Source organism: Bradyrhizobium sp. WD16 (assembly GCF_024181725.1).
Classification (GTDB): Bacteria; Pseudomonadota; Alphaproteobacteria; order Rhizobiales; family Xanthobacteraceae; genus Bradyrhizobium_A.
The window spans coordinates 5,620,330-5,644,750 of sequence record NZ_CP028908.1; the positions used below are offsets into that span (position 1 = coordinate 5,620,330).

The 24,421-nt window shown below is 66.3% G+C and carries 18 protein-coding genes and 4 pseudogenes; 10 read left to right on the forward strand and 12 right to left on the reverse strand.

Annotated features, from left to right (window positions below):
* Positions 1-286: 286 nt before the first annotated feature.
* Positions 287-1,543, reverse strand: coding sequence for a GTP cyclohydrolase II (locus tag DB459_RS25980; RefSeq protein WP_253709880.1), 1,257 nt, complete (start codon positions 1,541-1,543; stop codon positions 287-289).
* Between the two features lie 276 nt (positions 1,544-1,819).
* Positions 1,820-3,070 carry an MFS transporter gene (locus DB459_RS25985; protein WP_253709883.1) on the reverse strand — a complete coding sequence of 417 codons (1,251 nt, stop codon included), beginning with the start codon at positions 3,068-3,070 and terminating at the stop codon, positions 1,820-1,822.
* 208 nt (positions 3,071-3,278) lie between these two features.
* Here DB459_RS25985 and DB459_RS25990 point away from each other — a divergent pair, with 208 nt between their 5' ends.
* Positions 3,279-4,016 carry a DUF3750 domain-containing protein gene (locus DB459_RS25990; RefSeq protein ID WP_253709885.1) on the forward strand — a complete coding sequence of 246 codons (738 nt, stop codon included), beginning with the start codon at positions 3,279-3,281 and terminating at the stop codon, positions 4,014-4,016.
* Entirely contained in the window at positions 4,013-5,002 is a 990-nt protein-coding gene (gene pip / locus DB459_RS25995; RefSeq protein WP_253709888.1) for a prolyl aminopeptidase, read from the forward strand. Before DB459_RS25990 ends, pip begins: the two co-directional genes overlap by 4 nt.
* Here pip and DB459_RS26000 read toward each other — a convergent pair.
* A pseudogene (locus DB459_RS26000) lies at positions 4,974-5,326 on the reverse strand (ATP-binding cassette domain-containing protein); the annotation flags it as partial. The gene pip and the pseudogene DB459_RS26000 sit on opposite strands and share 29 nt — an antisense overlap.
* 159 nt (positions 5,327-5,485) lie before the next feature.
* On the opposite strand from DB459_RS26000, the gene DB459_RS26005 reads away from it, so the two are divergent.
* On the forward strand, positions 5,486-6,748 hold the full coding sequence (locus DB459_RS26005; protein ID WP_253709890.1) for an NAD(P)/FAD-dependent oxidoreductase: 1,263 nt from the start codon (positions 5,486-5,488) through the stop codon (positions 6,746-6,748).
* A gap of 32 nt (positions 6,749-6,780) precedes the next feature.
* On the opposite strand, the gene DB459_RS26010 is transcribed toward DB459_RS26005, so the two are convergent.
* Complete coding sequence (locus tag DB459_RS26010) at positions 6,781-7,290, reverse strand: MarR family winged helix-turn-helix transcriptional regulator (protein ID WP_253709893.1); 510 nt, start codon at positions 7,288-7,290, stop codon at positions 6,781-6,783.
* Positions 7,291-7,420: 130 nt separating this feature from the next.
* Here DB459_RS26010 and DB459_RS26015 point away from each other — a divergent pair, with 130 nt between their 5' ends.
* The 3 genes and pseudogenes from DB459_RS26015 to DB459_RS26025 all read left to right on the forward strand — a co-directional run.
* A complete protein-coding gene (locus DB459_RS26015) occupies positions 7,421-8,623 on the forward strand; it encodes a cytochrome P450 (protein ID WP_253709895.1) in 1,203 nt (400 codons plus the stop codon).
* 8 nt (positions 8,624-8,631) lie between these two features.
* Positions 8,632-8,955: a 2Fe-2S iron-sulfur cluster-binding protein gene (locus tag DB459_RS26020; RefSeq protein WP_253709898.1), complete on the forward strand. Its 324-nt coding sequence runs from the start codon at positions 8,632-8,634 to the stop codon at positions 8,953-8,955.
* A gap of 24 nt (positions 8,956-8,979) precedes the next feature.
* Positions 8,980-9,486, forward strand: a pseudogene (locus tag DB459_RS26025) (ABC transporter substrate-binding protein); the annotation flags it as partial.
* A gap of 408 nt (positions 9,487-9,894) precedes the next feature.
* Here DB459_RS26025 and DB459_RS26030 read toward each other — a convergent pair.
* The 5 genes and pseudogenes from DB459_RS26030 to DB459_RS26050 all read right to left on the reverse strand — a co-directional run bounded on the left by DB459_RS26030 (position 9,895) and on the right by DB459_RS26050 (position 14,277).
* Positions 9,895-10,731 carry a 3-keto-5-aminohexanoate cleavage protein gene (locus tag DB459_RS26030; protein ID WP_253709901.1) on the reverse strand — a complete coding sequence of 279 codons (837 nt, stop codon included), beginning with the start codon at positions 10,729-10,731 and terminating at the stop codon, positions 9,895-9,897.
* Between the two features lie 34 nt (positions 10,732-10,765).
* Positions 10,766-11,080: a hypothetical protein gene (locus DB459_RS26035; RefSeq protein ID WP_253709904.1), complete on the reverse strand. Its 315-nt coding sequence runs from the start codon at positions 11,078-11,080 to the stop codon at positions 10,766-10,768.
* Positions 11,081-11,318: 238 nt separating this feature from the next.
* Positions 11,319-11,591: pseudogene (locus DB459_RS26040) on the reverse strand (acyclic terpene utilization AtuA family protein); the annotation flags it as partial.
* A gap of 202 nt (positions 11,592-11,793) precedes the next feature.
* Positions 11,794-13,404, reverse strand: coding sequence for an FAD-dependent monooxygenase (locus tag DB459_RS26045; protein WP_253709907.1), 1,611 nt, complete (start codon positions 13,402-13,404; stop codon positions 11,794-11,796).
* Positions 13,405-13,491: 87 nt separating this feature from the next.
* Entirely contained in the window at positions 13,492-14,277 is a 786-nt protein-coding gene (locus tag DB459_RS26050) for an IclR family transcriptional regulator (protein WP_253709913.1), read from the reverse strand.
* 169 nt (positions 14,278-14,446) lie between these two features.
* On the opposite strand from DB459_RS26050, the gene DB459_RS26055 reads away from it, so the two are divergent.
* Positions 14,447-15,808, forward strand: coding sequence for an MFS transporter (locus tag DB459_RS26055; RefSeq protein ID WP_253709917.1), 1,362 nt, complete (start codon positions 14,447-14,449; stop codon positions 15,806-15,808).
* Positions 15,809-15,817: 9 nt separating this feature from the next.
* Here DB459_RS26055 and DB459_RS26060 read toward each other — a convergent pair whose 3' ends face one another.
* Positions 15,818-17,533, reverse strand: coding sequence for an IlvD/Edd family dehydratase (locus DB459_RS26060; protein WP_253709921.1), 1,716 nt, complete (start codon positions 17,531-17,533; stop codon positions 15,818-15,820).
* 120 nt (positions 17,534-17,653) lie between these two features.
* Between DB459_RS26060 and DB459_RS26065 the strand changes: the two genes are divergently transcribed.
* Entirely contained in the window at positions 17,654-18,583 is a 930-nt protein-coding gene (locus DB459_RS26065) for a dihydrodipicolinate synthase family protein (protein ID WP_253709924.1), read from the forward strand.
* A 374-nt stretch (positions 18,584-18,957) separates the two neighbouring features.
* Here the strand turns inward: DB459_RS26065 and DB459_RS26070 are convergent, their stop codons facing one another.
* Positions 18,958-21,174, reverse strand: a complete 2,217-nt coding sequence (locus DB459_RS26070) for an amylo-alpha-1,6-glucosidase (RefSeq protein WP_253709927.1) — start codon at positions 21,172-21,174, stop codon at positions 18,958-18,960.
* A 530-nt stretch (positions 21,175-21,704) separates the two neighbouring features.
* Between DB459_RS26070 and DB459_RS27665 the strand changes: the two are divergent.
* Together DB459_RS27665 and DB459_RS26080 are read left to right on the forward strand one after the other, a co-directional pair.
* A pseudogene (locus DB459_RS27665) lies at positions 21,705-21,800 on the forward strand (PRC-barrel domain-containing protein); the annotation flags it as partial.
* A 215-nt stretch (positions 21,801-22,015) separates the two neighbouring features.
* Entirely contained in the window at positions 22,016-23,341 is a 1,326-nt protein-coding gene (locus DB459_RS26080) for an MFS transporter (RefSeq protein WP_253709932.1), read from the forward strand.
* Here DB459_RS26080 and DB459_RS26085 read toward each other — a convergent pair.
* Positions 23,316-24,380, reverse strand: coding sequence for a glycosyltransferase family 4 protein (locus DB459_RS26085; protein ID WP_253709937.1), 1,065 nt, complete (start codon positions 24,378-24,380; stop codon positions 23,316-23,318). The two genes, DB459_RS26080 and DB459_RS26085, sit on opposite strands and share 26 nt — an antisense overlap.
* Between the last annotated feature and the right edge of the window lie 41 nt (positions 24,381-24,421).

A 24,421-nucleotide genomic window follows, 5' to 3' on the forward strand; every position in this document is an offset into this window, starting at 1 on the left:
ACTTCGGAAACGAAAGGGTACTAGAATTTAATCTTGCTAGTGGAGTTCAGGATTTGACATTCGCTCTACGAGCCCGCGTCCAGGCGGGTAGCGAATGTCAAATCCACTCCACTAGTGTGGCGTCTCGCAATTGCCTATGCCCTTCGCGGCAAGCCCCTGTAGGCAATTGCGAGACATAAGCCGCACTAGCTTTTTGATTTTGCTAGTGTCCGTATGTCTCCGAATTACCGTGCGAGGGTGAGGCAAATGAAGCGGTAATTCGGAGACAGGACACTAGCGCCCGCCTTCAGTATTTTTCCAGCGGACGACCGACGGAGCCGGAAAGATCCTCCGGCTTCGGCGGCTCGACCGAGAAATAGCCGGCGGCCTTCTTGGCCGCGATCTCGACATGGGCATCCGCCGGGATCAGCTCGTCCGGAATCGGCACGCGCTCGACGATGTCGACGCCCTGCGAGGTGAGCGCGTCGTATTTCATGTCGCTCATGGAGATGAAACGGTCGATGCGGCGCAGCCCGAGCCAGTGGATCACGTCCGGCATCAACTGCTGGAAGCGGGCATCCTGGACGCCGGCGACACATTCGGTGCGCTCGAAATAGGCCGCGGCGGCATCGCCGTCTTCCTGCCGTTTGCGGGCGTTGTAGACAAGGAACTTGGTGACCTCGCCCAGCGCCCGGCCTTCCTTGCGGTTGTAGACGACGACGCCGAGGCCGCCGGTCTGGCCGGCGCGGGCGCATTCCTCGATGCCGTGAATGAGATAGGGCCGGCAGGTGCAGATGTCCGAGCCGAACACATCGGAGCCGTTGCATTCGTCATGGACGCGGCAGGTGATGGTGGTGCGGGCATCGGGCAGGCGCGCCACGTCGCCGAACAGATAGACCGTAGTGCCACCGATGGGCGGCAGGAAAACCTGCAGGTCCGGTCGCGTCACCAGTTCGGGGAACATGCCGGCGGTCTGTTCGAACAGGCCGCGCCGCAGGTTTGTCTCGCTGGTGCCGAAGCGGGCGGCGATGCCGGGCAGATACCACACCGGATCGATGGCGATCTTCACCACCGACACGCTGCCGTTGGCGTGCACCACGTCGCCGTCGACCTTGAGCCGACCCGCCACAAGCGCCGCCTGCAGTTCGGGCAGGTCGAGCCGCGCACGGGTGACGGCGATGCTCGGACGGATGTCGACGCCTTCGGCGATCTCGCGGCGGAAATCTTCGGCGGCGAGATGGCCGAACGGATCGAGCGCGACGATACGCCCCGGCTCGCTCCACTGCGGAAACGGTCCAATGGTCGCGGCCGGATGGGTGTTGGTGAGGTCGGGACGGCGGATCGGGTCGAGTGCCCCCGAGGAGACCGCCAGCGCGCGGTACACCGCATAGGAGCCGCCATGGCTGCCGATCACATTGCGATCCTGCGGGCGGGACACAGTGCCGATGATTGGGCCACGTTCGCGCGCCGTCGGCGCGCCCCAGGTGATGGGGAATTGGTGTTTGGCCCCCGGCACCGGATGGGACGTCAGCCGGATGTGGTCGGTACGATTGGATCTGGTCATCTCAAAGCCTTGTGGTCGCAAGCCTCGTGGTCGAAATGCCTTGTGGTCGTGGCGTCGTCGCACCAGCTCGGTCGACCGGCATCATGGCAGCCCTCCGCGACGGCGCCCGCGCGTTTGGGCGGCCCTAAAACGGCAACGGCCCGCCTGAACGACGGGCCTGAACGGTCGAACCAATAGCGCTGTGAGCCCCTGTCGAGGCTTAAGTGAAGTATATAAGCAAGTCGTCGCCGGACGCAATGGGGGGAACCGAAGCCCCCCTGCCCCGAGCGCCGACGATCAGGCGAGTTCGACGCCGCCGCGGTCCGGCACGAGGAGAAGCAGCGCCACGATGTCGAGGATATAAAGCAGCGCCAACAGCGCAATCGCGGTCTGGAAGCCATAGGCGAGACTGACCGCACCCACCGCCAGCGGCCCGAAGCCGGCGACGGCGCGTCCGATATTGAAGAACACGTTCTGGGCGGTGGCGCGCGCGGCGGTCGGATAGAGTTCGCTCATCAGCGCGCCGTAGCCTCCGAGCATGCCGTTGACGAAGAAGCCCATCACCGCGCCGCCGATCAGAAGCGCGGTCGGCGAGACGAGCTGCGAATAGACCACGACCATCACCGCGGCGCCGATCATGTAGCCGAGGAAAGCCGGCCGGCGGCCGAGACGATCGGCGATATGGCCGAACAGCGCAATGCCGAGCGCCATGCCGGCGATGGTGACGGCCGTCCACACCGCCGATTGTGTCAGACCATAATTGAAGCGGGTCGACAGATAGTTCGGCAGCCAGATCATGATGCCGTAGTAGCCGAAGTTCTGCACCGAGCAGAGCACGACCATGCCAAGGCTGGTCTTGACGGTTTCGCGATCGGCGACGAGGAGGCGCAGCGACTGGACGGTGTCGCCACCGCTTGCCTTGTTGGCGATAAAGACATCCGGCTCATGCAGGCGGCGGCGGATGAAGTAGGCCGTCAGCGCCGGCAGGATGCCGACCAGGAACATGCCGCGCCAGCCGATCGTCGGCAGCAGCAGCGGCGTCGCGATCGCGGCGACGAATACCCCGGCCTGCCAGCCGAGCCCGACATAAGAGGACGCCCGCGCCCGCTTGGCCGCCGGCCAGGATTCGGCGACCAGTGCCATGCCGATGCCGAATTCGCCGCCCAGACCGAGGCCGGCGATGCCGCGATAGAACAGCAGATCCCAATAGCCCTGCGCCAGCGCGCACAGGCCGGTGAAGACGGCGAACAGCACGATGGTCCAGGTCAGCACCCGCACCCGGCCGAGCCGATCCGACAGCATGCCGAACACCAGCCCCCCGACCACGGCGCCGACCAGCGTCACGGTGACCAGCGAAGCCGCCTCGGGCGGCGAAAGCTTCAGGTCGACGGAAATCGCCCGCAACATGAAGCCGAGGATCAGGAGGTCGAAGCCGTCCATGGCATAGCCCAGCGCCGCGCCGAGCATCGTCCGGCGTGCGCGATCGCCATCGTCGCGAGCCGCATCGCCTTCGAGGGCGAGCGCGGACGTTCCCTGGATCTGGCTCATGATCTTGATCTCCCCTGCGGAATGCGTCGACAGAGACGCGCGCCGACCCCCGCGGTTCCAGCTTCTACACAAGCACAGCCGAGGCAAGCGGCACCAGATCGAAGCGCCACTTTTTCCCCAAAAGCCGTGCCAGGCTGGCGGGCGGAGGGCGAGTCCCTATATCAGCCGGACACATGCCTTCTCCTTCCCGAACACCTTGAGACGCTTCGTGCTCCTGCTCCTGTTGCTGCTGTTCGGCCCGATCAGCGTGTCGGCGGCCGATTACTGGTTCGGCGCCCGCCGGGACAGCTGGCAGACCGCCGACCGCTCCAGCGCCGGGCTGCTGCCGCCGCCCGCCGACCACCCGGAGGCCCTGATCCGGGTGTTCGCCGCGCGCACCGTCCGCTGGCGCGGCATCTTCGCCGTCCATTGCTGGCTGGTGATCAAGCCGCGCGGCGCGGACCGCTACACCCGCTACGACTACACCGCCTGGGGCGAGCCGGTGCGCGTCAACGGCTTCGCCGCCGATGGCCGCTGGTTCGGCGCCGCGCCCGAAACCGTCGTCGCGGTGAACGGCAATGCGGCCGAGCGGCTTATTCCGAAGCTGCAGCACGCCATCCAGACCTATCGCTTCCGCGCCCATGGCGACTACAGCGCCTGGCCGGGGCCAAACTCCAACACCTTCGTGCAGGCGGCGCTCGATGCCGTGCCCGAACTTCAGGGCGTGCTGCCACCGACTGCCATTGGCAAGGACTTCCCTTACCATGGCGGCTGGGTCGGGCTGACGCCGTCGCGCACCGGCCTCTGGCTGTCGCTCGGTGGTTATGCCGGCCTCACCATGGGCTGGATCGAGGGCGTCGAAATCAACCTTCTCGGCGCGGTCCTCGGCGTCGACATCCGCCGGCCGGCGGTCAAGTTGCCGGGCATCGGCCGGCTCGGGCTGGCACCAAACATGGTCACCGCATGAACGAGATCGTCCAGGCCACCGGCAAAGACAAGATCGAGCAACGCATGCTCGACACCGGCGACGGCCATCAGCTCTATCTCGAGATCAACGGCCCCACCGATGCGCCCGCAGCGGTCTATCTCCATGGCGGTCCGGGCAGCGGCTGCCAACCCGATCACCGCCGGCTGTTCGATCGCGCGGCTGTCCGCGCGGTACTGTACGATCAGCGCGGCGCCGGCCGCAGCCTTCCCAAACGCAGCCGCGAAGCCAACACCACCAGCCATCTCGTGGCCGATCTCGAAACGATCCGCGAGGCCCTCGGCGTCGCGCGCTGGCTCGTGGTCGGCGGCTCTTGGGGGGCAACCCTCGCCCTCGCCTATGCCGAACGGCATCCCGAGCGGGTCACCGGCCTCGTGTTGCGGGCGGCCTTTCTCGGCACCCGGGCCGAGCTCGACGCCGCATTTGGCGCGACGCTGCCGCGCTTTTATCCCGCGCTGTACCAGGACTTCCTCTCGGTGCTGCCGGCCGAGGAGCAGGACCGGCCGCTGGAGGCCTATTGGCGGCGCATTCTCGATCCTGATCCCGCCACGCACGTGCCGGCGGCGCGCGCCTGGTTCGAGACCGAGCGTATTCTTTCCGAGGTGAAACCGGGCCGCGGCGGCTTCGATCGCGACGCGATCCGCACCAGCACCGCGCCGCTGCCGGCGACGCCCTTCATGGAAGCCCACTACTTCAGCCAGAACTGCTTTCTCGCCGAGGGCGAACTCCTCGCCCATGCCGACCGGCTCGCCGATATTCCCGGCATCATCGTCCAGGGGCGCTATGACCTGTTGTGCCCTCCCGCCACGTCCGCGGCGCTCGCCGCGGCCTGGCCACGGGCCGAACTGCGCATCGTCGAAGGCGCCGGACACTCTCTCGGCGATCCCGGCATCCGCGAGGCCGTCAGCGCCGCCGTTGCCGATCTGATCGCCGCGGCGCGGCGACCGGAGGCCAGCGCTCCGGACTGAGTTTCCAGACCGCAGCGAGCAGGATGAGGGCGAGAGTGAAGACGAGATATTCGAGCGGGTCAGCTTGTCGTAGATCATCGGCGTCCGATACTCAGGCCACCACCTGCTTGGCGGCGACGCCATCGCGCAGCCCATCGAGCCGAGGATCGAGATCGCGCCGCCATCGGGCCGCAACAGGCCGCGACCGTCCGCAGCGCGGTCGTCTTGCCGGCGCCGTTGGGCCCGAGCAGCGAATTCGCAGCGACGCATGGTGAGATCGAGGCCATCGACCGCCGCCTGATCACCAAAGCGTTTGCGCAGGCCGCGCGGCGCCAGCGCGGGAATGGCCGCCGTGCGGCTGTGACGGCAACGGGTTTCGGCGAGGTGGACGCCGGATGTGGAACATGTTCGGAATTATCGTTGCCACGGCAACTGATCCGTGCCAGTGTCCGGCAAAATGAGGCGAGGCCGGCCACAGCCGCCGGCTGTTTGAGGGAGAGGCGGATGCCGCTACACCAGGCGGGGACGACGTCCCACGGCATCGTTGTGATCGGCGCCGGCCAGGCGGGCTTCCAGGTTGCAGCTTCGCTGCGCGACAACGGCTATGGCGACCCCATCCAGATCGTCGGCGACGAAGCCGGCCTGCCGTATCAGAGACCGCCGCTATCCAAGGCGTATCTCACCGGCCATTCCGATCGCACTGCGCTCGATCTGCGGCCCGAGAAATTCTTCACCCAGGCCTCGATCGCCCTGCGCCACGGCAAGGCGGTCGCGATCGATCGCGATCGCCGCAATATCCGGCTCGCCGACGGTGCCGAACTTCCCTACGACCATCTCGTGCTGGCGACCGGCGCGCGCAACCGCCCCCTTCCGGTGCCGGGCAACGATCTCGCCGGCGTCTATCTGCTTCGCACGGCCGCGGACGGCGACGCGTTCCGCGCCGCCCTGCCCGACATGCGCCGTATCGTCATCGTCGGCGCCGGCTTCATCGGTCTCGAGATCGCCGCCCTGACGGCGTCGCGCGGCATCGATACCACCGTCGTCGAGGCCACCGGCCGGCCGATGTCCCGCGCCCTGTCGTCGACCATGTCGGAATTCTTCCGCGAGGCACACGGGCGCGCCGGAATACGATTCATCTTCGATGCCGTGGTCACCAGGATCCGCGGCGAAGGCGGACGCGTCAGCGGCGTTGAAACCGCCAATGGCGACATCCTGCCGGCGGATTCCGTGCTGGTCGGCATCGGCATCCTCGCCAATGACGAGCTTGCCGCCGCCGCCGGGCTCGAAACCAATGGCGGCATCGTCGTCGATGACTTCCTGCGCACGGCCGATCCCGCGATTTCGGCGATCGGCGACTGCGCGGTGTTTCGCCTGCCTTTCGGCGACGGCGCGCGCGGCCGACTGGAATCGGTGCAGAACGCTGCTGACCAGGGCCGCTGCGTCGCTGCGCGCCTGACCGGCAAGCCGCAGCCTTACAGTGCGGTCCCTTGGTTCTGGAGCGACCAGGGCCCATACAAACTGCAGATCGCCGGCCTCGCCTGCCCGCACGAGACTGCCGTGGTCCGCGGCGATCCCGCCTCTGGCGCCTTCTCGGTGTTCTGCTTCCGTGTCGGCAGGCTCGCCGGCGTGGAATCCATCAACAAACCGGCGGATCACATGCTGGCGCGGCGGCTCATCGCGTCCGCCGTGGCGCTGACGCCCGAGCAGGCGGCGGATGGCGGATGCGATCTGAAGCGCCTTCTCGCAGGCGGCGCGGCCGCGGCATGAACTCCGGCATCGTCCTCCCGAATCCAGCGCGGTCAGCTGCTCTCGGCGCCGTCGGTCACCGCATCGAGATTGCCGTGAATGCGCAGCAACAAAGTGATCAGGGTGTCGCGCTCGGCTGCGGTGAGACAGCCGAGCAGACGGCGCTCGCGTTCGAGCGCGACGGCAATGACGCCATCATGGACCTTCCAGCCCTTCGCCGTCATCGCGATGGAATGGCTGCGGGCATCGTCCGGATCGCGCGCGATGGTGATCAGGCCCATGGCTTCCATGGCAGACAGCGTCCGGCTGACCGGGCCCTTGTCGAAGCCGATGACATGGCAGATGCGGGCAGCAGAGATATTCGGCTCGACCGCGAGCAGGGACAGGATCCGCCACTCCGTGACGTTGACGCCGAACTCGCGCTGGTAATGGCTGTTGGCGATACGCGACAGCTTGTTGGCGATGAAGGTGATCAGCGCCGGCACATAGCGGTCGAGATCGAGGACGACATCGTGTCCGGCCCGCGTGTCGGGGCGCATGCGCGCCTGCCTGCCCTTGCTCATGCCCTCCGGCCAACCTCGCGAATCGAACGGCTTCGTCCTGCAACGGGAATGTACCGCGCCGCTTGACCCTCCAGATAGGGAGAAGCGGAGCGTCTTGACAATAGACAATCACAATCTTCGGGAGGTTGCCATGGTCGCCAGCAAACTGCGCCACGCCCCTGCGGTGGATGTCGATCCATTTTCGATCGATTTCTTCGACGATCCCTATCCCGCCCACGAACGGCTTCGGGAGGCCGGGCCGGTGGTGTGGATCGACCGCTGGAAGGTCCACGCGGTGGCGCGCTACGCCGAAGTCCACGCAGTCCTCAACCAACCGGAAACATTCTGCTCGAGCCGGGGGGTCGGCCTCAGCGACTTCGCCAAGGAGACGCCGTGGCGACCGCCGAGCCTGATCCTGGAGGCCGACCCGCCGGCGCATGCGCGGCCGCGGCGCGTCCTCACCAGCGTGCTGTCGCCGAGCGCCATGAAAGGCATTCGTGACCATTTCACCGCGGTCGCTGAGGCGAAGGCTGACGAGCTGGTGGCGAGAGGCAGCTTCGATGCGATCACGGACCTCGCCGAAGCCTATCCGTTGTCGGTCTTCCCCGACGCGCTCGGCCTGAAAAAGGAGGGGCGCGAGCACCTCATCCCCTATGCCGGCGTGGTCTTCAACGCCTTCGGGCCGCCCAACGAACTGCGCCAGGAGGCGATCGAGCGCTCGAAGCCGCACCAGGCCTATGTGCAGGAGCAGTGCCAGCGCGAAAATCTCGCCCCGGGCGGCTTCGGCGCCTGCATCCATGCCCGCGTCGATGACGGCGAACTCAGCGCCGAGGAAGCGCAGCTGCTGGTTCGCTCGCTGCTCAGCGCCGGCCTCGACACCACGGTCTATGGCATCGGCGCGGCAATCTCCTGCATGGCCCGTTGTCCCGATCAATGGCAGCGGCTGCGCGGGGATCTCTCGCTTGCCCGCAACGCTTTCGAGGAAGCCGTCCGCCTGGAAAGCCCGCTGCAGACCTTCTTCCGGACAACGACCCGCGAGGTCGAGATCGGCGGCGTCCGGATCGGCGAAGGCGAGAAGATCCTGATGTTCCTTGCCGCGGCGAACCGCGATCCTCGCCGCTGGGACGATCCGGAGCGCTACGACATCACCCGGCGCACCAGCGGCCATGTCGGCTTCGGCTCCGGCATCCACATGTGCGCCGGCCAGCTGGTCGCGCGCCTCGAAGGCGAAATCATGCTCACCGCGCTCGCCACTCGCGTCGCCCGCATCGACATCACCGGACCGGTCAAGCGCCGCTACAACAACACCTTGCGCGGCCTTGCGAGCCTTCCTGTCACTCTAGCAGAAGCCTGAAGCAAGCCATGCCCAGCATCACCTTCATCCATCCCGATGGCCGCGCCGAAACCATCGGCGGCAACGACGGCGACAGCGCCATGCATATCGCCACCATGAATGGCGTTGGCGAAATCGTCGCGGAATGCGGCGGCAACGCCATGTGCGCCACCTGCCACGTCTATGTGGACGAGGAATGGCAGGCCCGGCTGCCGCAACCAAGCGACGACGAGATCGCCCTGCTCGAGGGCGTCGCCGCCGAGCAACGGCCGAACAGCCGGCTGTCATGCCAGATCAAGCTGACGCCGGCACTCGACGGGCTGGTGCTGCACCTGCCCGACAAACAGACCTGACGGCGAAAGCCCGCCGGTCGCGACCAGCAGGCCGGCGAATTCGGTCTCAAGGACAGCGGCCAATCGCTGGTCGCCTTCCTGCTCTTCATCAACGACATCCACGGTAGGGGGCTGAAGGCGGCACAAGGCCTTCTCCTCATCGAATCCTTCTATTGGGACATGGACGACAATACCCGGGCCTTCGCCAAGCGCTTCGGCGCGCGTCCGGGCATGAACGGCAAGGCGCCGAACGGCAATCAGGCCGGCGTCTATGCCTCGACGCGGGCCTATCTCAACGCGGTCGCCACCGCCGCGAGCGACGATGCCAAGGACGTCGTGCCGCAGATGAAGACCTTCAAGGGCAAGGACGAGCTGTTCGGCGACACCGCAATCCGTCAGGACGGCCGGGTGATCCACCCGATCTACCTGTTCGAAGTAAAGAAGCCGGAAGAGTCGAAATACCCTTACGACTACGACAAGCTCATCGTGACGATTCCGGCCGACCAGGCGTTCCGGCCGATGAATGAGGGGCACTGCCCGCTGGTCGAGTGACCTTGGCGGCAAGCTGAGCAGCCGCGCGTTCGAACCGCCATCGGGGTGCGAACACGCGGGCCTGGCCAGTGTCCCGTCTCCGCATGGGACGCTAGTGTCCCGTTTCCAACGTTCGTATTCCTTTGCAGCAGGTGCTCCTACGAACGTTGGAAACAAAGGGACACTAGCATCAATATGATTCTAGTGCGGTTTTGGATCTGACGCGCGTTTGAAGAACTCGCGGCAATGCTGAAACGAGCGTCAGATCCACCGCACTAGCCAAATCAAAAAACTGGTGCGGCTTATGTCTCACAATTGCCTACGGCGGCCGGCCGCAGACAGGCAGGCAATTGCCAGACGCCGCACGCGAGCTTTTTCGAGCGAAGCGGACACCCGGTTCGCGTGACGACAACGCGTCAAAGCAAAAAATCAGCCCTGCGGCCGGCCGAGCGCCGCCAGCACCTCGGCCCGCAAGGCCCGCGGCCGGTTAATGCCGACGAGCGCGCGGCGCAGGTCCGCCACCCGCTCGGCGTTGCTGGCGGCAAGGCTGCCGTCGGCATTGAAAAAGCTGTTTTCGAAGCCGATGCGGCAGTGACCGCCGAGCGCGGCGGTTGCCACCAGCGCCGCGGTCTCCGCGGCGCCGAAGGCGCAGGTCCACCAGATGAAGCGCTCCGCCCCACCCTGCGCGCGCACCCGCGCGAGAAAGGGCACGAGTTCGGCCAGGTCGCTCTCCTGGCCGGCGACATAGCGGCCGAGCGGAAAGATCACGGCGTGGCGCGCGCCGGGAACGACGCCGCGCCCGATCAGATCGGCGAGGCGATCGAACTCGTCCGGGCTGTAGACGATGTGCTGCACCGCGATGCGCTGCGCATGGGCCCAGGCGTAGAGCGCACCGGCCTCGCCCTCGGCGCCCGCATCCGGGACCAATTCCTTGACCGCGATGCTGACGGCCTCGGGCACGACGGCACGGACCGTGGCGATCTGCTGCTGGGGCGAGAACTGTCCTACCGCCTCGGTGGTGATCTGGACGACGAGATCGTCGCCGACCCGCCGGCGCACCGCGGCGATGGCCGCGGCATAGCGCCCCGGATCGAGGCTGTGCCGGCCGGCATCGTCGCGCACATGGAGATGAATGGCCTGTGCGCCCGCGGCGTGGCAGGCGGCGGCATCCGCGGCGATGGCATCGACCGTCAGCGGCAGGCCGGGATGATCCGCCGCCGTCTTGCGCGCTCCGTTGGGTGCCACCATCAGCGTCAACGGCGTCATCGCCCTGCCCCCGTTCCCTGCACGCGCTCCAAATTCAATCCTTGTCCGCCTCGATCTCGAGATCGAGCAGCGCCGAACTCAGCGACTTGCCGTGGGCGTCCAGCGCCAGCGAGCGGGTGACGCCGCCGCCCAACGCCCGGTGCAGCACGAAATCGAGCGCGCCGATGGTTTCGAGCTCGTAACGGATCACCTCGCCGGCGACGATGTCGCCGAAATGCGCCTTGACCCGCGCCGCCGTCACCTGATCGCGCAGCAGCGGATAGTCACCCGCATCGAACGCGATCAGCGAGATGTTCGAAGTGTCGCCCCTGTTGCCGGTTCGGGAATGGGCAAGCTCGCGCAGCTTCATGGCTAGTGTCCCATTTCCAACGTTCGTATCCCATTGCAGCAGGCCCTTATACGAACGTTGGAAACAAAGGGACACTAGCATCGATATAATTCTAGTGCGGTTTTGGATCTGACGCTCGTATGAAGAATTCGCTGCAATGCTGAAACAAGCGTCAGATCCACCGCACTAGCTCTCCAGATACTCGACGCGCGGATCGACCAGCCGGCTCCGCCCGCCAGCGCCTCGACGATCGGCGCCGCGCGAGATAGGCGTTGGCCGCACCCATATTCGTGACGATGCGCACGCCGTTGCGGCGACAGGCCGGCAGCACGGCGCGCATCCGTGCTTCGAGCAGCGGATCGAAGCCGGCCTGCGGATCGCGGCGCCGCGCCTGCTGGGCCAGCGCCACCGTGCGCTCGCCCAGACATTCGAAGATCAGGTAGTCGAGACGGCCTTTTTCGGCGAGCTCCACCGCCGGCTCGATGCGATCGCCGGAATAGCCCGCACCTCCGCCCAATCTGATCGTTCGCAAAGCCCGCGTCCTCGTGACAAGTGTGGTGGTTCGACGAGCATCCGAGTTCGCTAAAGAGCATGCGCCAGGATCGAGCGAACGCCGGACGTCGCTATATCTTCCAAGGCAAAGGTGCTTGTGCGGATTGGCGTTTCGCGTCGAAGTCTAGACCGCAAGCCTGTTGAGAGACAATCAGCACGATCCAGGTCCTGTATTCCGCAGATCAGAATACGCCGACAGCCTGTCGCAACACCGACGCTGCGTCATTGGGCCCCTCGCCGGCAAACGCGACAAACTGGTCCGGCCGCACCAGAATCGTGTCGGCGCGATAGAGCTCCCGGCCGCCGGTCCTGGTGTCGGTGATGATCTTGAATGGGATGTGAAGTTGGGCGGCTGACCGGCGGAACGCATCGGCGCAATCCATCGGGGCACCAAGATCGATGAGGGTGAAGCCATCGCCCAGTTCCTCGAACACATTGCGCCCGGACGACAGGGGGTGTGGCGTCAGATGGTGCCCCGCGCGCGCCTCGAAGCCATGTGCGCCGATGGCGCTGCTCGCGCCGCCCGCCGCCCCGCTGACGATCGACGAGCCCTCATAATGCGGCTCGAAGCTGTTGACCTCGCTGCGCGCACCGGATTGACGCTGCCGCCAGGCCGCCTCGAACGCCGCGCGGTCGCGCGACGGGTCGAACGTGCGGAGGAAATCCCGATCGCTCAAAATCGCCTTCTCGATGAAGTCGCGCGCCGTCGAGGCGAACACCGGCTGACGTTCTTCGCTGTAGCTGTCGAGCAGACGGGGTCCCGCCCAGCCCTGCAGCTCGGCGGCGAGCTTCCAGCCGAGATTGACAGCGTCTTCGAAACCGGAATTGACGCCGTAGCCGCCGTAGGGTGGATGGCTGTGCGCGGCGTCGCCAGCGATGAAGACGCGCCCGCTGCGATAGCGATCGGCAATGGCGAAGCGCAGGTCCCAGAAGCCGATGTGCTCGAATTCGACGTCGAATTGCGCGCCGACGGCGTCCTCGAGATAACGGCGGAAATTGAAATTGTCCCGCGTCGTACCCGGCGGCACGGGCGCGTGAAAGAACCAGGTGGTGCCGAGATCGACCCGGCCGAAGAACTTCCAGTAGCCATCGAGCTCCGGCTGCAGGACGTTGTAATAGGATTTGCCCGGGAAGCGCTCGAGCAACCGATGCAGCCCGCTCGACCGGAACACCAGCAGCACCATCGTTCGATCGTGGTCCGACAGGGTCTGGGTGATGCCGGCCTGTTCACGGACAGCCGACCGGCTGCCGTCGCAGCCGACTGCATAGGACGCGCGCATCGTCCGGCGCGTGCCGGTTTCGCGGGCCAGGATCGCGACCTCCACGCCGCCGTCGTCCTGCCGGATCGTTTCGAAATCCCAGCCGTAGAGAACTTCGACGTTGGCGATCTGCGCCGCGCGACGCCGCAATACAGCCTCGGTGGCGTATTGCGGCAGCCGCTCATTGTCAGTGAAATAGAACGGACGGACGAGCTCGCGCTGCAGCCAATCGTAAGCATAGCCGCTGAGCAGCGTGCCGTAGGTGGTGATGCCGCCAATGCCGTAGTCACGCGGAATGGTGCGCGCGGCCCGGAGCTCCGTTTCGGCGCCCCAGAAGAAGAAGTGCTCCATGGTGCGCTGGGTGAGATTCTGCCCCTTGGGAATCGACTGCGGCGTGCGGTGGCGCTCGACCACGATGCATCGCACCCCACGGCGGCCGAGCTCGATGGCAAGCCCCATGCCGACCGGGCCGCCGCCGATGATCGCGACCTCGGCGTCATTGCGGGAAGCATTCGCGTTCGCTGTCTCTGCCATAGCCTGCTTGTACGTGATCGCGCCGGCATCGCGGCGCCCGATGGGACGACCGGTGCTGAAATGCAGGCCCGACCGCCGGTCGTCAAGTCAAAATCTTATTATACGAGATTTGTCACGCAGCTCGACATCATTTGCCGCAGCGATCGCCTGCGCCGAGCCCCGCACCTCGGCTGCGATCTTGTCGATCTGCGCGCCTGTCACACTGCTGCCAGCAATGGTGACGCACAGGCTCGCCACAGGATAGCCGCCATCGAGCACCGGGGCGGCGATCCCCACCGCCCCCGGCGTCACCTCGCCATGGGCCACAGCAAATCCGGCGCGGCGGACCTGCTTGAGGCACTCCCGGATCTCTGCCGGGCTGCTGCCGAGCCCGACCGCGCGCAAGTCCTGGAGATTGCGGGTGATCAGCGGCAGCTGCTGCGGCTTCGGCAGAAAGGCCATGATCGAGCGTGCGATCGCACCGCGGCCCAACGGCATGGGACGGCCTCTCGGATAGCTGCTGGCAGGATTGGGAGCCGAAGATCGGGAGGCAACGCACAGCATCTTGTTGCCGTACCAGCGCACGATCAGCGCGGTGCAAGGGTGCGCCGCCGTGAGCCTCGCCAGTTCCGGCTTGGCCGCGATCATCAGCGGATCGGCGCGACGGCTCAGAAAGTCCATCTCGACGACCCGCGGCCCCAAGGTGAAGCTGCCGTTGCGCGTCGGCATCAGCAGGCCGGATTCCTTCAGACCCTTGAGATAGCGGTAAAGCGTCGGCCGGCTGTAGCCGAGTTCGCTCATCAACTCCTCGGGCGTCCATTCGAGATGCTGCTCCGAGAACAGGTCGAGAATGGCGAGCACGCGCTCGAGGCTATTGGTCTTGGCCGCTGCCATGGTCCTGAGATTCTCCTGCGTTCGTCTCTCGATAGCCCGGTTTGCCCGGGCGCAAAACCGGCTGCGGCAGCGCCGGACTTGAACCCAATCGAATCTCACTATAAGAGATTTCAATAAAATGAATTATCATGCATACGGGCCCACCCCGTATCGGGAGGAGAGCGCGGCGATGGCGACAGCGAGCTTGCGCGGGACCGCCCTAAGCGGCCCCATCGACGTGGCCGGCTTCATCGACGCCTACCCCGTCGGCCGCTTCCAGGTCCGTGTTCTTCTGATCTGCTCGGCGGTGCTTTTCATCGACGGCTTCGACACCCAGGCGATCGGGTATGTCGCGCCTGCCCTGGGCCACGAGTGGAGCCTGCCACGTGGCGCGCTTGGCCCGGTTTTCAGCGCCGGCCTGTTCGGGCTGATGATCGGCGCTTTGATCTTCGGCCCCGTCGCCGACCACATCGGTCGCAGGCGCATCGTCATGTTCAGTACAGCGGCCTTCGGCATCGGAACGTTGCTGACGATGCTCGTCCAGGACGCCGGCTGGCTGATCGCGCTCCGCTTTCTCACCGGGCTTGGGCTCGGCGGCGCCATGCCCAATGCGGTGGCTCTCACTTCGGAATTCAGCCCTCATCGTCGGCGCGCCACCATGGTGATGATGACGTTCGCCGGATTCTCCATCGGCGCGGCCCTTGGCGGCCTGCTGGCCGCCGCCCTGATCCCGGCATTCGGCTGGCGTTCGGTGTTCCTGGTCGGGGGCATCGCACCACTTCTGCTGCTGCCTCTGCTGATGGCGTACCTCCCGGAATCGATCCGCTATCTCGCGCTCGATGGCCGGCGCGACCGTGAGGTCGCAGCCCTGCTTGCCGGCATCGCGCCCAGCGCATCGTTCGAGGCGGCAACGCGATTTACCATTGCCGAACCGAAACTGACCGGCCTGCCAGTCGCCCATCTGTTCGCAGAGCGGCGCACCACCACCACCATGCTGTTCTGGGTGGTGTTCTTCATGAGCCTGCTCGATCTGTACCTGCTCTCGAACTGGCTGCCGACGGTGCTCAACGATCTCGGCGCGACCGTCTCGGTGGCCGCGGCAGTCGGGGCCATGCTGCAGGTTGGTGGCGTGGTGGGCACGTTCGCGCTCGGCCGCTTCATCGACCGCTTCTCGTTCCGCGCGCTGGCCCTGACTTATCTCGCCGCCGCGCTGGCCGTGGCTGCGATCGGAGCATCCGGCCATTCCATCATTCTCGCGGCCGTCGCGATCTTCGCTGCCGGCTTCTGCATCGTCGGCGGCCAGATCGCCGCCAACGCGCTGACCGCGACCTATTATCCGACCGCGATCCGCGCCACCGGCGTCGGCTGGGCGCTGGGCATCGGACGGATCGGCTCGATCGTCGGGCCGCTGGTGGGCGGCTTCATGCTGGCGCAGAATGTCGGGGCACAGCCGCTGTTCACGGCCGCGGCCATTCCGGCCATCATTGCCGCGATTGCCGCATTTGCGCTGAGCCGGACTGCGACGCCGGCAGCAGCCGCGGATCGCCGCTGATCCCGATGATCAACCAGGGCGAGCGCTCCCGTCTCCAACCAGGAAATCGAAATCGCAGCCCTCGTCGGCCTGCAGCACGCTGGCGTCGAACAGCCGAGCATAGCCGCGCGCCGGCGGCGGCGCCTTCGGCCGGCGGTCGAGTTCGGCCTTGCGGCGGGCCAGTTCGGCATCGTCGACCAGGAGCTCGATGCGGCGGGCTGCTACGTCGAGCCGGATCTGGTCGCCGGTCTTCACCAGCGACAGCGGACCGCCGACCGCCGCTTCCGGCGTGATGTGCAGCACGATGGTGCCGAACGCGGTGCCGCTCATGCGCGCGTCGGAAATCCGCACCATGTCCTTGATGCCCTTGGCCCCGAGCTTCTTCGGGATCGGCAGATAGCCCGCCTCCGGCATTCCCGGCGCGCCCTTCGGTCCGGCGTTGCGCAGCACCAGCACGTCCTGCTCAGTGACATCGAGGTCGGGGTCATCGATCCGCGCCGTCATGTCCTCGACGGATTCGAACACGACGGCGCGGCCGGTATGCTGCAGCAGTTCCGGCGTCGCCGCCGATTGCTTGATCACCGCGCCGCGGGGGGCGAGATTGCCGCGCAACACCGCCATGGCCCCTTCGGCCTTGATCGGCGCCTGACGCGGACGGATGACATCCTGCCCCGGCACGTCTTCGGCGGCGGCGACCACCTCGCGCAAAGTGCCGCCGGCAACCGTCTTGGCGTCAAGATCGACGAGATCGCCGAGCTGCTTCATCAGCGTCGGCAAGCCGCCGGCATGATGGAAGTGCTCCATGTAGTGCAACCCGGACGGCTTGAGGTCGACCAGTACCGGCACTGCGCGGCCGAGACGGTCGAAGCCGTCGAGGTCGATGCGCTCCGCCGTACGGTTGGCGATGGCGGTGAGATGGATCAGTCCGTTGGTCGAGCCGCCGATCGCCTGGAGCACCACCAGCGCGTTGCGGAAGGCGGACGCGGTCAGGAGTTCGCTCGGCCGCGGCCCGCCGGCCTTGGCCATTTCCGCGGCGCGGCGGCCGCTGAGCTCGGCGCAGCGCACCCGCTCCGCATGAGGCGCCGGAATGGTCGCGCTCATCGGCAATGACAGGCCGAGCGCCTCGGTGATGCAGGCCATGGTGCTCGCCGTGCCCATCACCATGCAGGTGCCGACCGACGGTGCAAGGCGGCCGTTGACGGCGGCGATCTCCTCCTCATCGATCTGGCCGGCCCGATGGGCGCTCCACAGCCGCCGGCAGTCGGTGCAGGCGCCGAGCACCTCGCCCTTGTGATGGCCGACCACCATGGGCCCGACCGGCAGCACCACCGTCGGCAGGTCGACGCTGGCAGCCGCCATGATCTGCGCCGGCAGGGTCTTGTCGCAGCCGCCGATCACCACGACAGCGTCCATCGGCTGGGCGCGGATCATCTCCTCGGTATCCATCGCCATCAGGTTGCGCAGATACATCGAGGTCGGATGGGCGAAGCTCTCGTGGATCGAGATCGTCGGGAATACCATCGGCATGCCCCCGGCCAGCATGACCCCTCGCTTCACCGCCTCGATCAGCACCGGGACATTGCCGTGGCAGGGATTGTAGTCGCTGTAGGTGTTGGTGACGCCGATGATCGGCCGGTCGAGCGCATCGTCCGAATAGCCCATCGCCTTGATGAAGGCCTTGCGCAGGAACAGCGAAAATCCCGCGTCGCCATAGCTGGTCAGGCCTTTCCGGAGCCCTCTCGTCATGCGCTTCCCCTGCAATGCGGACCCTCGGTCCGGCGACTATGCAAGCATGGCTTTTATCAATATTTTCCGCCGGCGCGATCCCTTTCCCGGGCATCGCTCGCATGCCGGAGGTCCGTTCCTATGAAGCTCACCGAGTCAGCCCAGGGCGTCTTTTCGATCGCCGTCACCCCGTTTCTGCCCGATGGCCGCCTCGACATGGATTCGGTTGGTCGCATGACAGATTTTTATGTGCGCTGCGGCGCGACCGGACTGACCATCCTCGGCATCATGGGCGAGGCGCCGAAGCTCAGCGAAGAGGAGTCGCTCGCTATCACCAAGGCGGTGACCTCCCGCACCAAGGTGCCTGTAATCGTCGGCGTCTCGGCCCCGGGCTTTGCGGCAATGCGGTCGCTGGCGCGCGGCGCCATGGAGCGCGGCGCCGCCGGCGTCATGATCGCGCCGCCATCGCACCTGCGCACCGACGACCAGATCATCACCTATTACGCCCAGGCGGTGGAGGCGATCGGCGACGACATTCCCTTCGTCATCCAGGATTACCCGCTCACCCTCACCGTCATCATGACGCCGAAGGTAATCCGGCAGATCGTGCAGAACCATCCCTCCTGCGTCATGCTCAAGCATGAGGACTGGCCGGGCCTGGAAAAGATCACGGCGGTGCGCGGCTTCGAGAACGACGGCTCGATGAAGCACATCTCGATCCTGACCGGCAACGGCGGCCTGTTCCTCGATTTCGAAATGGAGCGCGGCGCCGATGGCGCCATGACCGGCTACGCCTTCCCCGAGATGCTGGCCGATGTCGTCCGGCTGTCCAAGGCCGGTGAACGAGACAAGGCCCACGACCTGTTCGACGCCCATCTGCCGCTGGTGCGCTACGAGCAGCAGCAGGGCGTCGGGCTCGCCGTGCGCAAATATGTCCTGCAGAAGCGCGGTGCCATCGCCTCCGATGCCCAGCGCAAGCCCGGCTCGTCGCTGAGCGCGGCCGCCAAAGCCGAGGTCGAGTACCTGCTCGCCCGCCTCGCCCGGCACGATCCGCGGGCGAAGATCGGCTAGTGTCCCGTTTCCAACGTTCGTATTCCTTCGCAGCAGGCGCTCATACGAACGTTGGAAACTAAAGGGACACTAGCATCAATATGATTCTAGTGCGGTTTAGGATCTGACGCTCGTATGACGAATTCGCTGCAAATGCTGATACGAGCGTCAGATCCACCGCACTAGTGTCCCGTTTCCAACGTTCGTATTCCTTCGCAGCAGGCGCTTCTACCAACGTTGGAAACAAAGGGACACTAGCATCAATATGATTCTAGTGCGGTTTTGGATCTGACGCGCGTATGAAGAACTCGCTGCAATACTGAAACGAGCGTCAGATCCACCGCACTAAAGCGTTTTCCCGCAAGGTGTCGCCGTGGGCCAGACGCGCGCGCCGCTCACGCCGGCGCGCCGTCGAAATCCGATGGCTGGCGCTGGCTGATCGAAATCTCGGCGCCGCCGTCGTTGCGCAGAATCTGCAGCGAGATGTTGCGGCCGTAGCGGTACAGCGCCATGTCGACCCGGCCGTTGCCGAGTTCGAGATTGCGCAGCACCACCATGTCGAGAAAATTCGGCAGCATCGGCGCCACCAGCCGGATCCGATTGACTTCCGGCTCGCATTGAATGCCGAGACAGGCCTGCAGCATGGCGAGCGGCGCCGCGCCGGCCCAGGCCTGGGGCGCGCAGGCCACCGGATAGAGCGTCGGCGCCTGGCCCTTGATCCGGCGGAAGCCGCAGAACAGTTCGGGCAGCCGCCGCAGTTCCATGTAGGATGCCGCGCCGCCGATCGCCTCGAACACGGTCGCCACCTCGTCCTTGAAGCCGTAGCGACACAGGCCAAGCGCGATCATCGCGTTGTCGTGGGGCCAGATCGAACCGTTGTGGTACGACATCGGATTGTAGCGGCTCTCGCCCTGGGCGACAGTGCGAATGCCCCAGCCGGAGAAGAACCGTGGCGACATCAGGCCGGTGGCAACGCGCCGGGCGCGATGCGGGGATGCCAGTCCGCCGAACAGCACGTGCCCGGCATTGGATGTCTGCACCCGGCAAGGCTCGCCGTCACCGTCGAGGGCGATGGCATAGGTGCCGATGTCCTCGCACCAGAAGCGCTGGTCGAAGCGGATCGCAAGCCGCAGCGCCTCTTCGTCGAGGCGCAGCGCCTGTTCGTCGAAACCAAGGCGGCGGGCCACCCCTGAGATCGATCGCCTGGCGGCGAAGACGTAGGCCTGCACCTCGGCGAGCGCGATCGCGCCTTCGGCGAGGCGGCCGTCGGCGTGGAACACCGAATCGTAGGAATCCTTCCAGCCCTGATTGGCCAGTCCGCCTTCGACGTTGCGGCTGTGGCGCAGAAATCCGTCCTGGTCCGCCGCGCAATGCCGCCCGATCCACTCCAGCGCGGCGCTGATCTGAGGCCAGAGTGTCTTCACGGTGGCGTAGTCGCCGGTCCGTGAGGCATATTCTCCGGCGAGCAGCACGAACAGCGGCGTCGCATCGACGCTGCCGTAATAGAGCCCGAACGGTACTTCCCGCAGCTTCGCCATCTCACCACAGCGCATCTCGTGGAGGATCTTGCCCGGCTCGGCGTCGTTGAGCGGATCGACGCAATCGGCCTGGAACGCCGCGAGCCGCGACAACACCCCGCGCGCCAGGGACGGCATGCACCACAGCATCTCCAAGGCGGTGATCAGGCCATCGCGGCCGAACGTCGTCGAGTACCAGGGAATTCCCGCATAGGGATACGCTCCTTCAGCGGTCTCCGTGGTCAGCATGCGCAGGTCGGCGAGCGAACGGCTCAGCACGCGGTCGAACACGTCGCTCGACGTGCCGATGGCGACCGTCTCGCTGCGCTGACGCCTCAGCTCGCGCGAGGCCTGCGCCATGCCCTTGAAGAAGTTGATCGGTGCCCCCTCCCCCTCGGTGCCGCAGCCTACCGCCACGAAGATCGAACTGCGGGCATGGGGATCGAGCACGAGATCGTAAGTGGCGACGTCGTCTTCGAGCTGGTCGGGCTGGGGCTCGAACCGCAGCGTCGTCGTCCTGATCTCGCCGTCGAGACCGAGATAGGACAGGCGCGCCGTTCGCTCGTCTCGCCAGACCGGACGGAGCGAACCGCGACGGGCGCGGTGGCTGCCGCGGGCCTCGAAGATGTCGGCGAAATCGCTGTCGAAGCTCAGGGCCAGCGTGACGCCGACACGGCTCTGGCCATGGTTCTGGATGCCGAAGCGAATGTAGAAATGTGCGTTCCAGATGAAGCAGGTGCGGGTGATGTGGATGGTGTCCTTGGCGAGCACCAGTCGGTCGCCGCGGTAGATGTCCGGGTTGGTGAGGTCCGCCGTCAGGCTGGTGTTGTCGTCGCGGACATTCGAGCCCAATAGAAGCGGCTGAACGCCGTTGATGGTGAGTTCGAGCAGCGACAGATAGCGTGTGTCTTGATTGAAGATGCCGTCAGGTTCGCCGAGCGCGGCACCGATGTCTCCATAGTCGTTCAGCACGGCGAAAGTGTCGTTGTGCTTGAGCGTACGGCGCGGCCGTTCGGACGGCCCCTTCGCAGCGATATAGAACTGCGCCTGTTCGGATCTGTCGGCCGCGACGGCGGCTACTGATGTGATGGTCAAGGGACCCCCGATCGCGGCTGGCGACGAAATTTGGTCCGGCGGCGGCGTTGCGGCAGAAGTGGAACCCGGACGCACGATTGCAGCACGGAAGAAGGCACAAGGATACTGCCTTTGTGTCGGCCTTTTCTCTTGGCCTTTATGCATCCCGGCGGCTTCCATCGCGCTCACGCGCGAGCGCCGTCCGGTTCCGGACTTTCGCGGAACCCAACCAGACCCTGCATTCCCGCAGGCGGAGAGACCCGATGCCAACGAGCCCCACCACCGCGGCCGGAGCACTGATCGCGGCCTGCGTCGCTGCCCCGCTCGCGCTGCTGCCGGTGGCGGCCTGCGCGCAACAACCGCCGGCACCGGCTGCGCCACCCGCTGTCGAGGCTCCCGCCAATCCTTCAGCCAACCCGCCGGCCGCTCCGCCCAGCCCGGCCACGGCCGCTCCATCGAGCACCACTGCCGGCACCCCCGCGGTCGTTCTCAATGGCGAGGAGGTCGAGAGCATCATGGGCAAGAAGATCCGCAGCAGCCGCGGTGAGGACATGGGCCGCATCGTCGATCTCATCGTCGACAAGGCCGGGCAGATCCGCGCGGCGATCATCGATTTCGGCGGGTTCCTCGGAGTGGGCACCCGGCAGATCGCGGTCGACTGGAACTCGTTGCGGTTCCCCAGCAATCCCAAGGCCGATGCGCTGGCGGTAGATCTGACGCGCGATCAGCTCAAGGGCGCCCCCGCCTACAAGCCGGGTGAGCAGATCGTCGTGCTCGGACAGCAGCCCCGGGCCGCACCGGCCGGGCGATACGGCAGCGCAGGCCGGCAGCACCGCCCGCCCGCAATGACGCCCCCAGAGCAATGGACCAGCCGTTCAAGGCTCCCGCTCCGGCTCCGGCGCCCTCGCAGCGGAACAACGAGGCTCCGCGCGCATCGCGCCGAAGCCGCCGGGGGCTCGACTGGTTCGTCTTCTTCGTCGCCGATGTCCAGACCGGTTTCGGCGCCTTCGTCGCCGTCTACCTGACCGCCCAGAAATGGACCCAGGTCGACATCGGCCTGGTGCTGACCATCGGCGGCATCATCTCGCTCGTCGGCCAGATCCCGGCGGGCGCGTTGCTCGACGCCATTCGCTCCCCCCGCCTTGCCGCCGTGGTGTCGCTGCTGCTGATCGGCGCCAGCGCCTTCGTCCTCGCGATCTGGCCGGTGTTCCCCGCCGTCGTCGCCTCGCGCGTCGTCCAGGCCACGGCAAGCAGCGTGCTCGGTCCGGCGATCGCGGCGATCAGCCTCGGCCTCGTGCCGCGCAGCGAAATCGGCGAGCGCTTCGGCCGCAACGCGGCGTTCGCCTCCGTCGGCACCGGCGTCGCCGCCGCCGGCATGGGCGCCTGCGGGTATTTCATCTCCAATCAGGCGGTGTTCTTCGTGGCTGCGGCCTTCGTCGCGCCCGCGGTGTTTTCGCTGATGCAGGTCCGGCGCGAGGAGATCAATCCGACCCGGGCGCATGGCGGCACCAACCCGCACCCCCTGAACATCGCGACGGGTTTCGCCGAGCTCTCGCGGCAGCCGGCGCTGCCCATCCTCGCCTGCAGTGTGATGCTGTTTCATCTCGCCAATGCAGCGATGCTGCCGCTGACCGCCAGCATGCTGACTGTGCGCTCGGCAAGCTCCGCCCCGGCGCTGATCGCCGTCGCCATGGTAGTGCCGCAACTGACGGTGGCGCTGCTGTCCCCGACCGTCGGCCGCAAGGCCGACCGCTGGGGCCGGCGCCCGCTGCTGGCAATCGGCTTTCTGGCGCTGACGATCCGCGGGCTGCTGCTGGCCTGGGTGACGACGCCCCATGCCATGATCGCGGTGCAACTGATCGATGCGATTTCGGCGGCCGTGCTCGGCGTGCTCGTGCCGCTGACGGTGGCCGATCTGACCCGCAACACCGGCCACTTCAACCTCGCCCAGGGCCTGATCGGCAGCGCCATGGGCATCGGCGCCTCGGTCAGCACGACCCTGGCAGGCTATCTGTCGGACCGCTTCACCAGCTCGGTCACGTTTCTCTGCCTTGGCTCCGTCGCCGGCGCCGGCCTTCTGCTGATCCTGCTGAAGATGCCAGAGACCCGGCCGGGCGCCGACGATGACGACGACGACGACGACCGGCCGGCGGCACCAACGCTCAGCCCGCCACCAGGCGCGGCTTGATCTCGGCCCCGGCCTTCTCCGCGCAGATCTCGCGATAGATCGACAGATAATCGCGCGCCATCCGCCGCGCGGTGAAGCGTTCCTCGAAGCGGCGGCGGATCGTTTCGCGCGACAGTTTCGAAATGTCGCGGATCGCCGCCACCGCGCTCAGCTCGTCCTCGACGACGAAGCCGGTCACGCCGTCCTCGATGATCTCCGGAACCGAGCCGCGGTTGTAGGCGATCACCGGCGTACCGCAGGCCATCGCCTCGATCATCACGAGGCCGAACGGCTCAGGCCAGTCGATCGGCACGATCAGCGCCAGCGCGCCACTGAGGAATTCGGGCTTCTGCGCATCGGTAATCTCACCGATGAAATCCACATTCGGATTGGCGATCAGCGGACTGATCTCGTCGTTGAAATAGTCGAGATCGGCGCGGTCGATCTTGGCGGCGATCCGCAAGGGCAAGCCGCAACGCTCGGCGATGTGGACGGCCCGATCGACCCGCTTCTCGGGAGAGATGCGGCCGAGAAACGCAAGATAAGACGGCTTGACCGGCTGCGGCATCAACAGCCTTTCGGGCAGGCCATGAGGAACGGTCGCCACCCAGTTGGCGGCATGGATCGGACGGCGCTGGGAGTTGGAGATCGACACCACCGGAACTGAAGAGAAGGTCGCGAACATCGGCTGGTGTTCCGGCAGGTCGAGCCGACCGTGCAGCGTCGTCACGAACGGCGTCTGCTGCCGCGACATCAGCGAAAATGGATAGTAGTCGAGATGGAAATGCAGCATGTCGAACTCGCCGGCCCGCCGGCAGACCTCCTCGATCATCATCATGTGCAGGGCGTTCGGGTCGCGCACCGAGCCGTCCAGCCGCAGTGCTCGCGGCCACATCGGCTCGAGCTTCGCCGTCGTCACCGAATCGCCGCTGGCGAACAGCGAGACGTCATGGCCGAGCGCCACAAGTTCGTCGGTCAGCCATGAAATCACCCGTTCGGTGCCGCCATAGAGCTTGGGCGGTACAGCTTCGGTGAGCGGCGAGATTTGCGCGATACGCATGATGGATCCCTAACTTTCGGCACATGACTTGCACGCAGCGC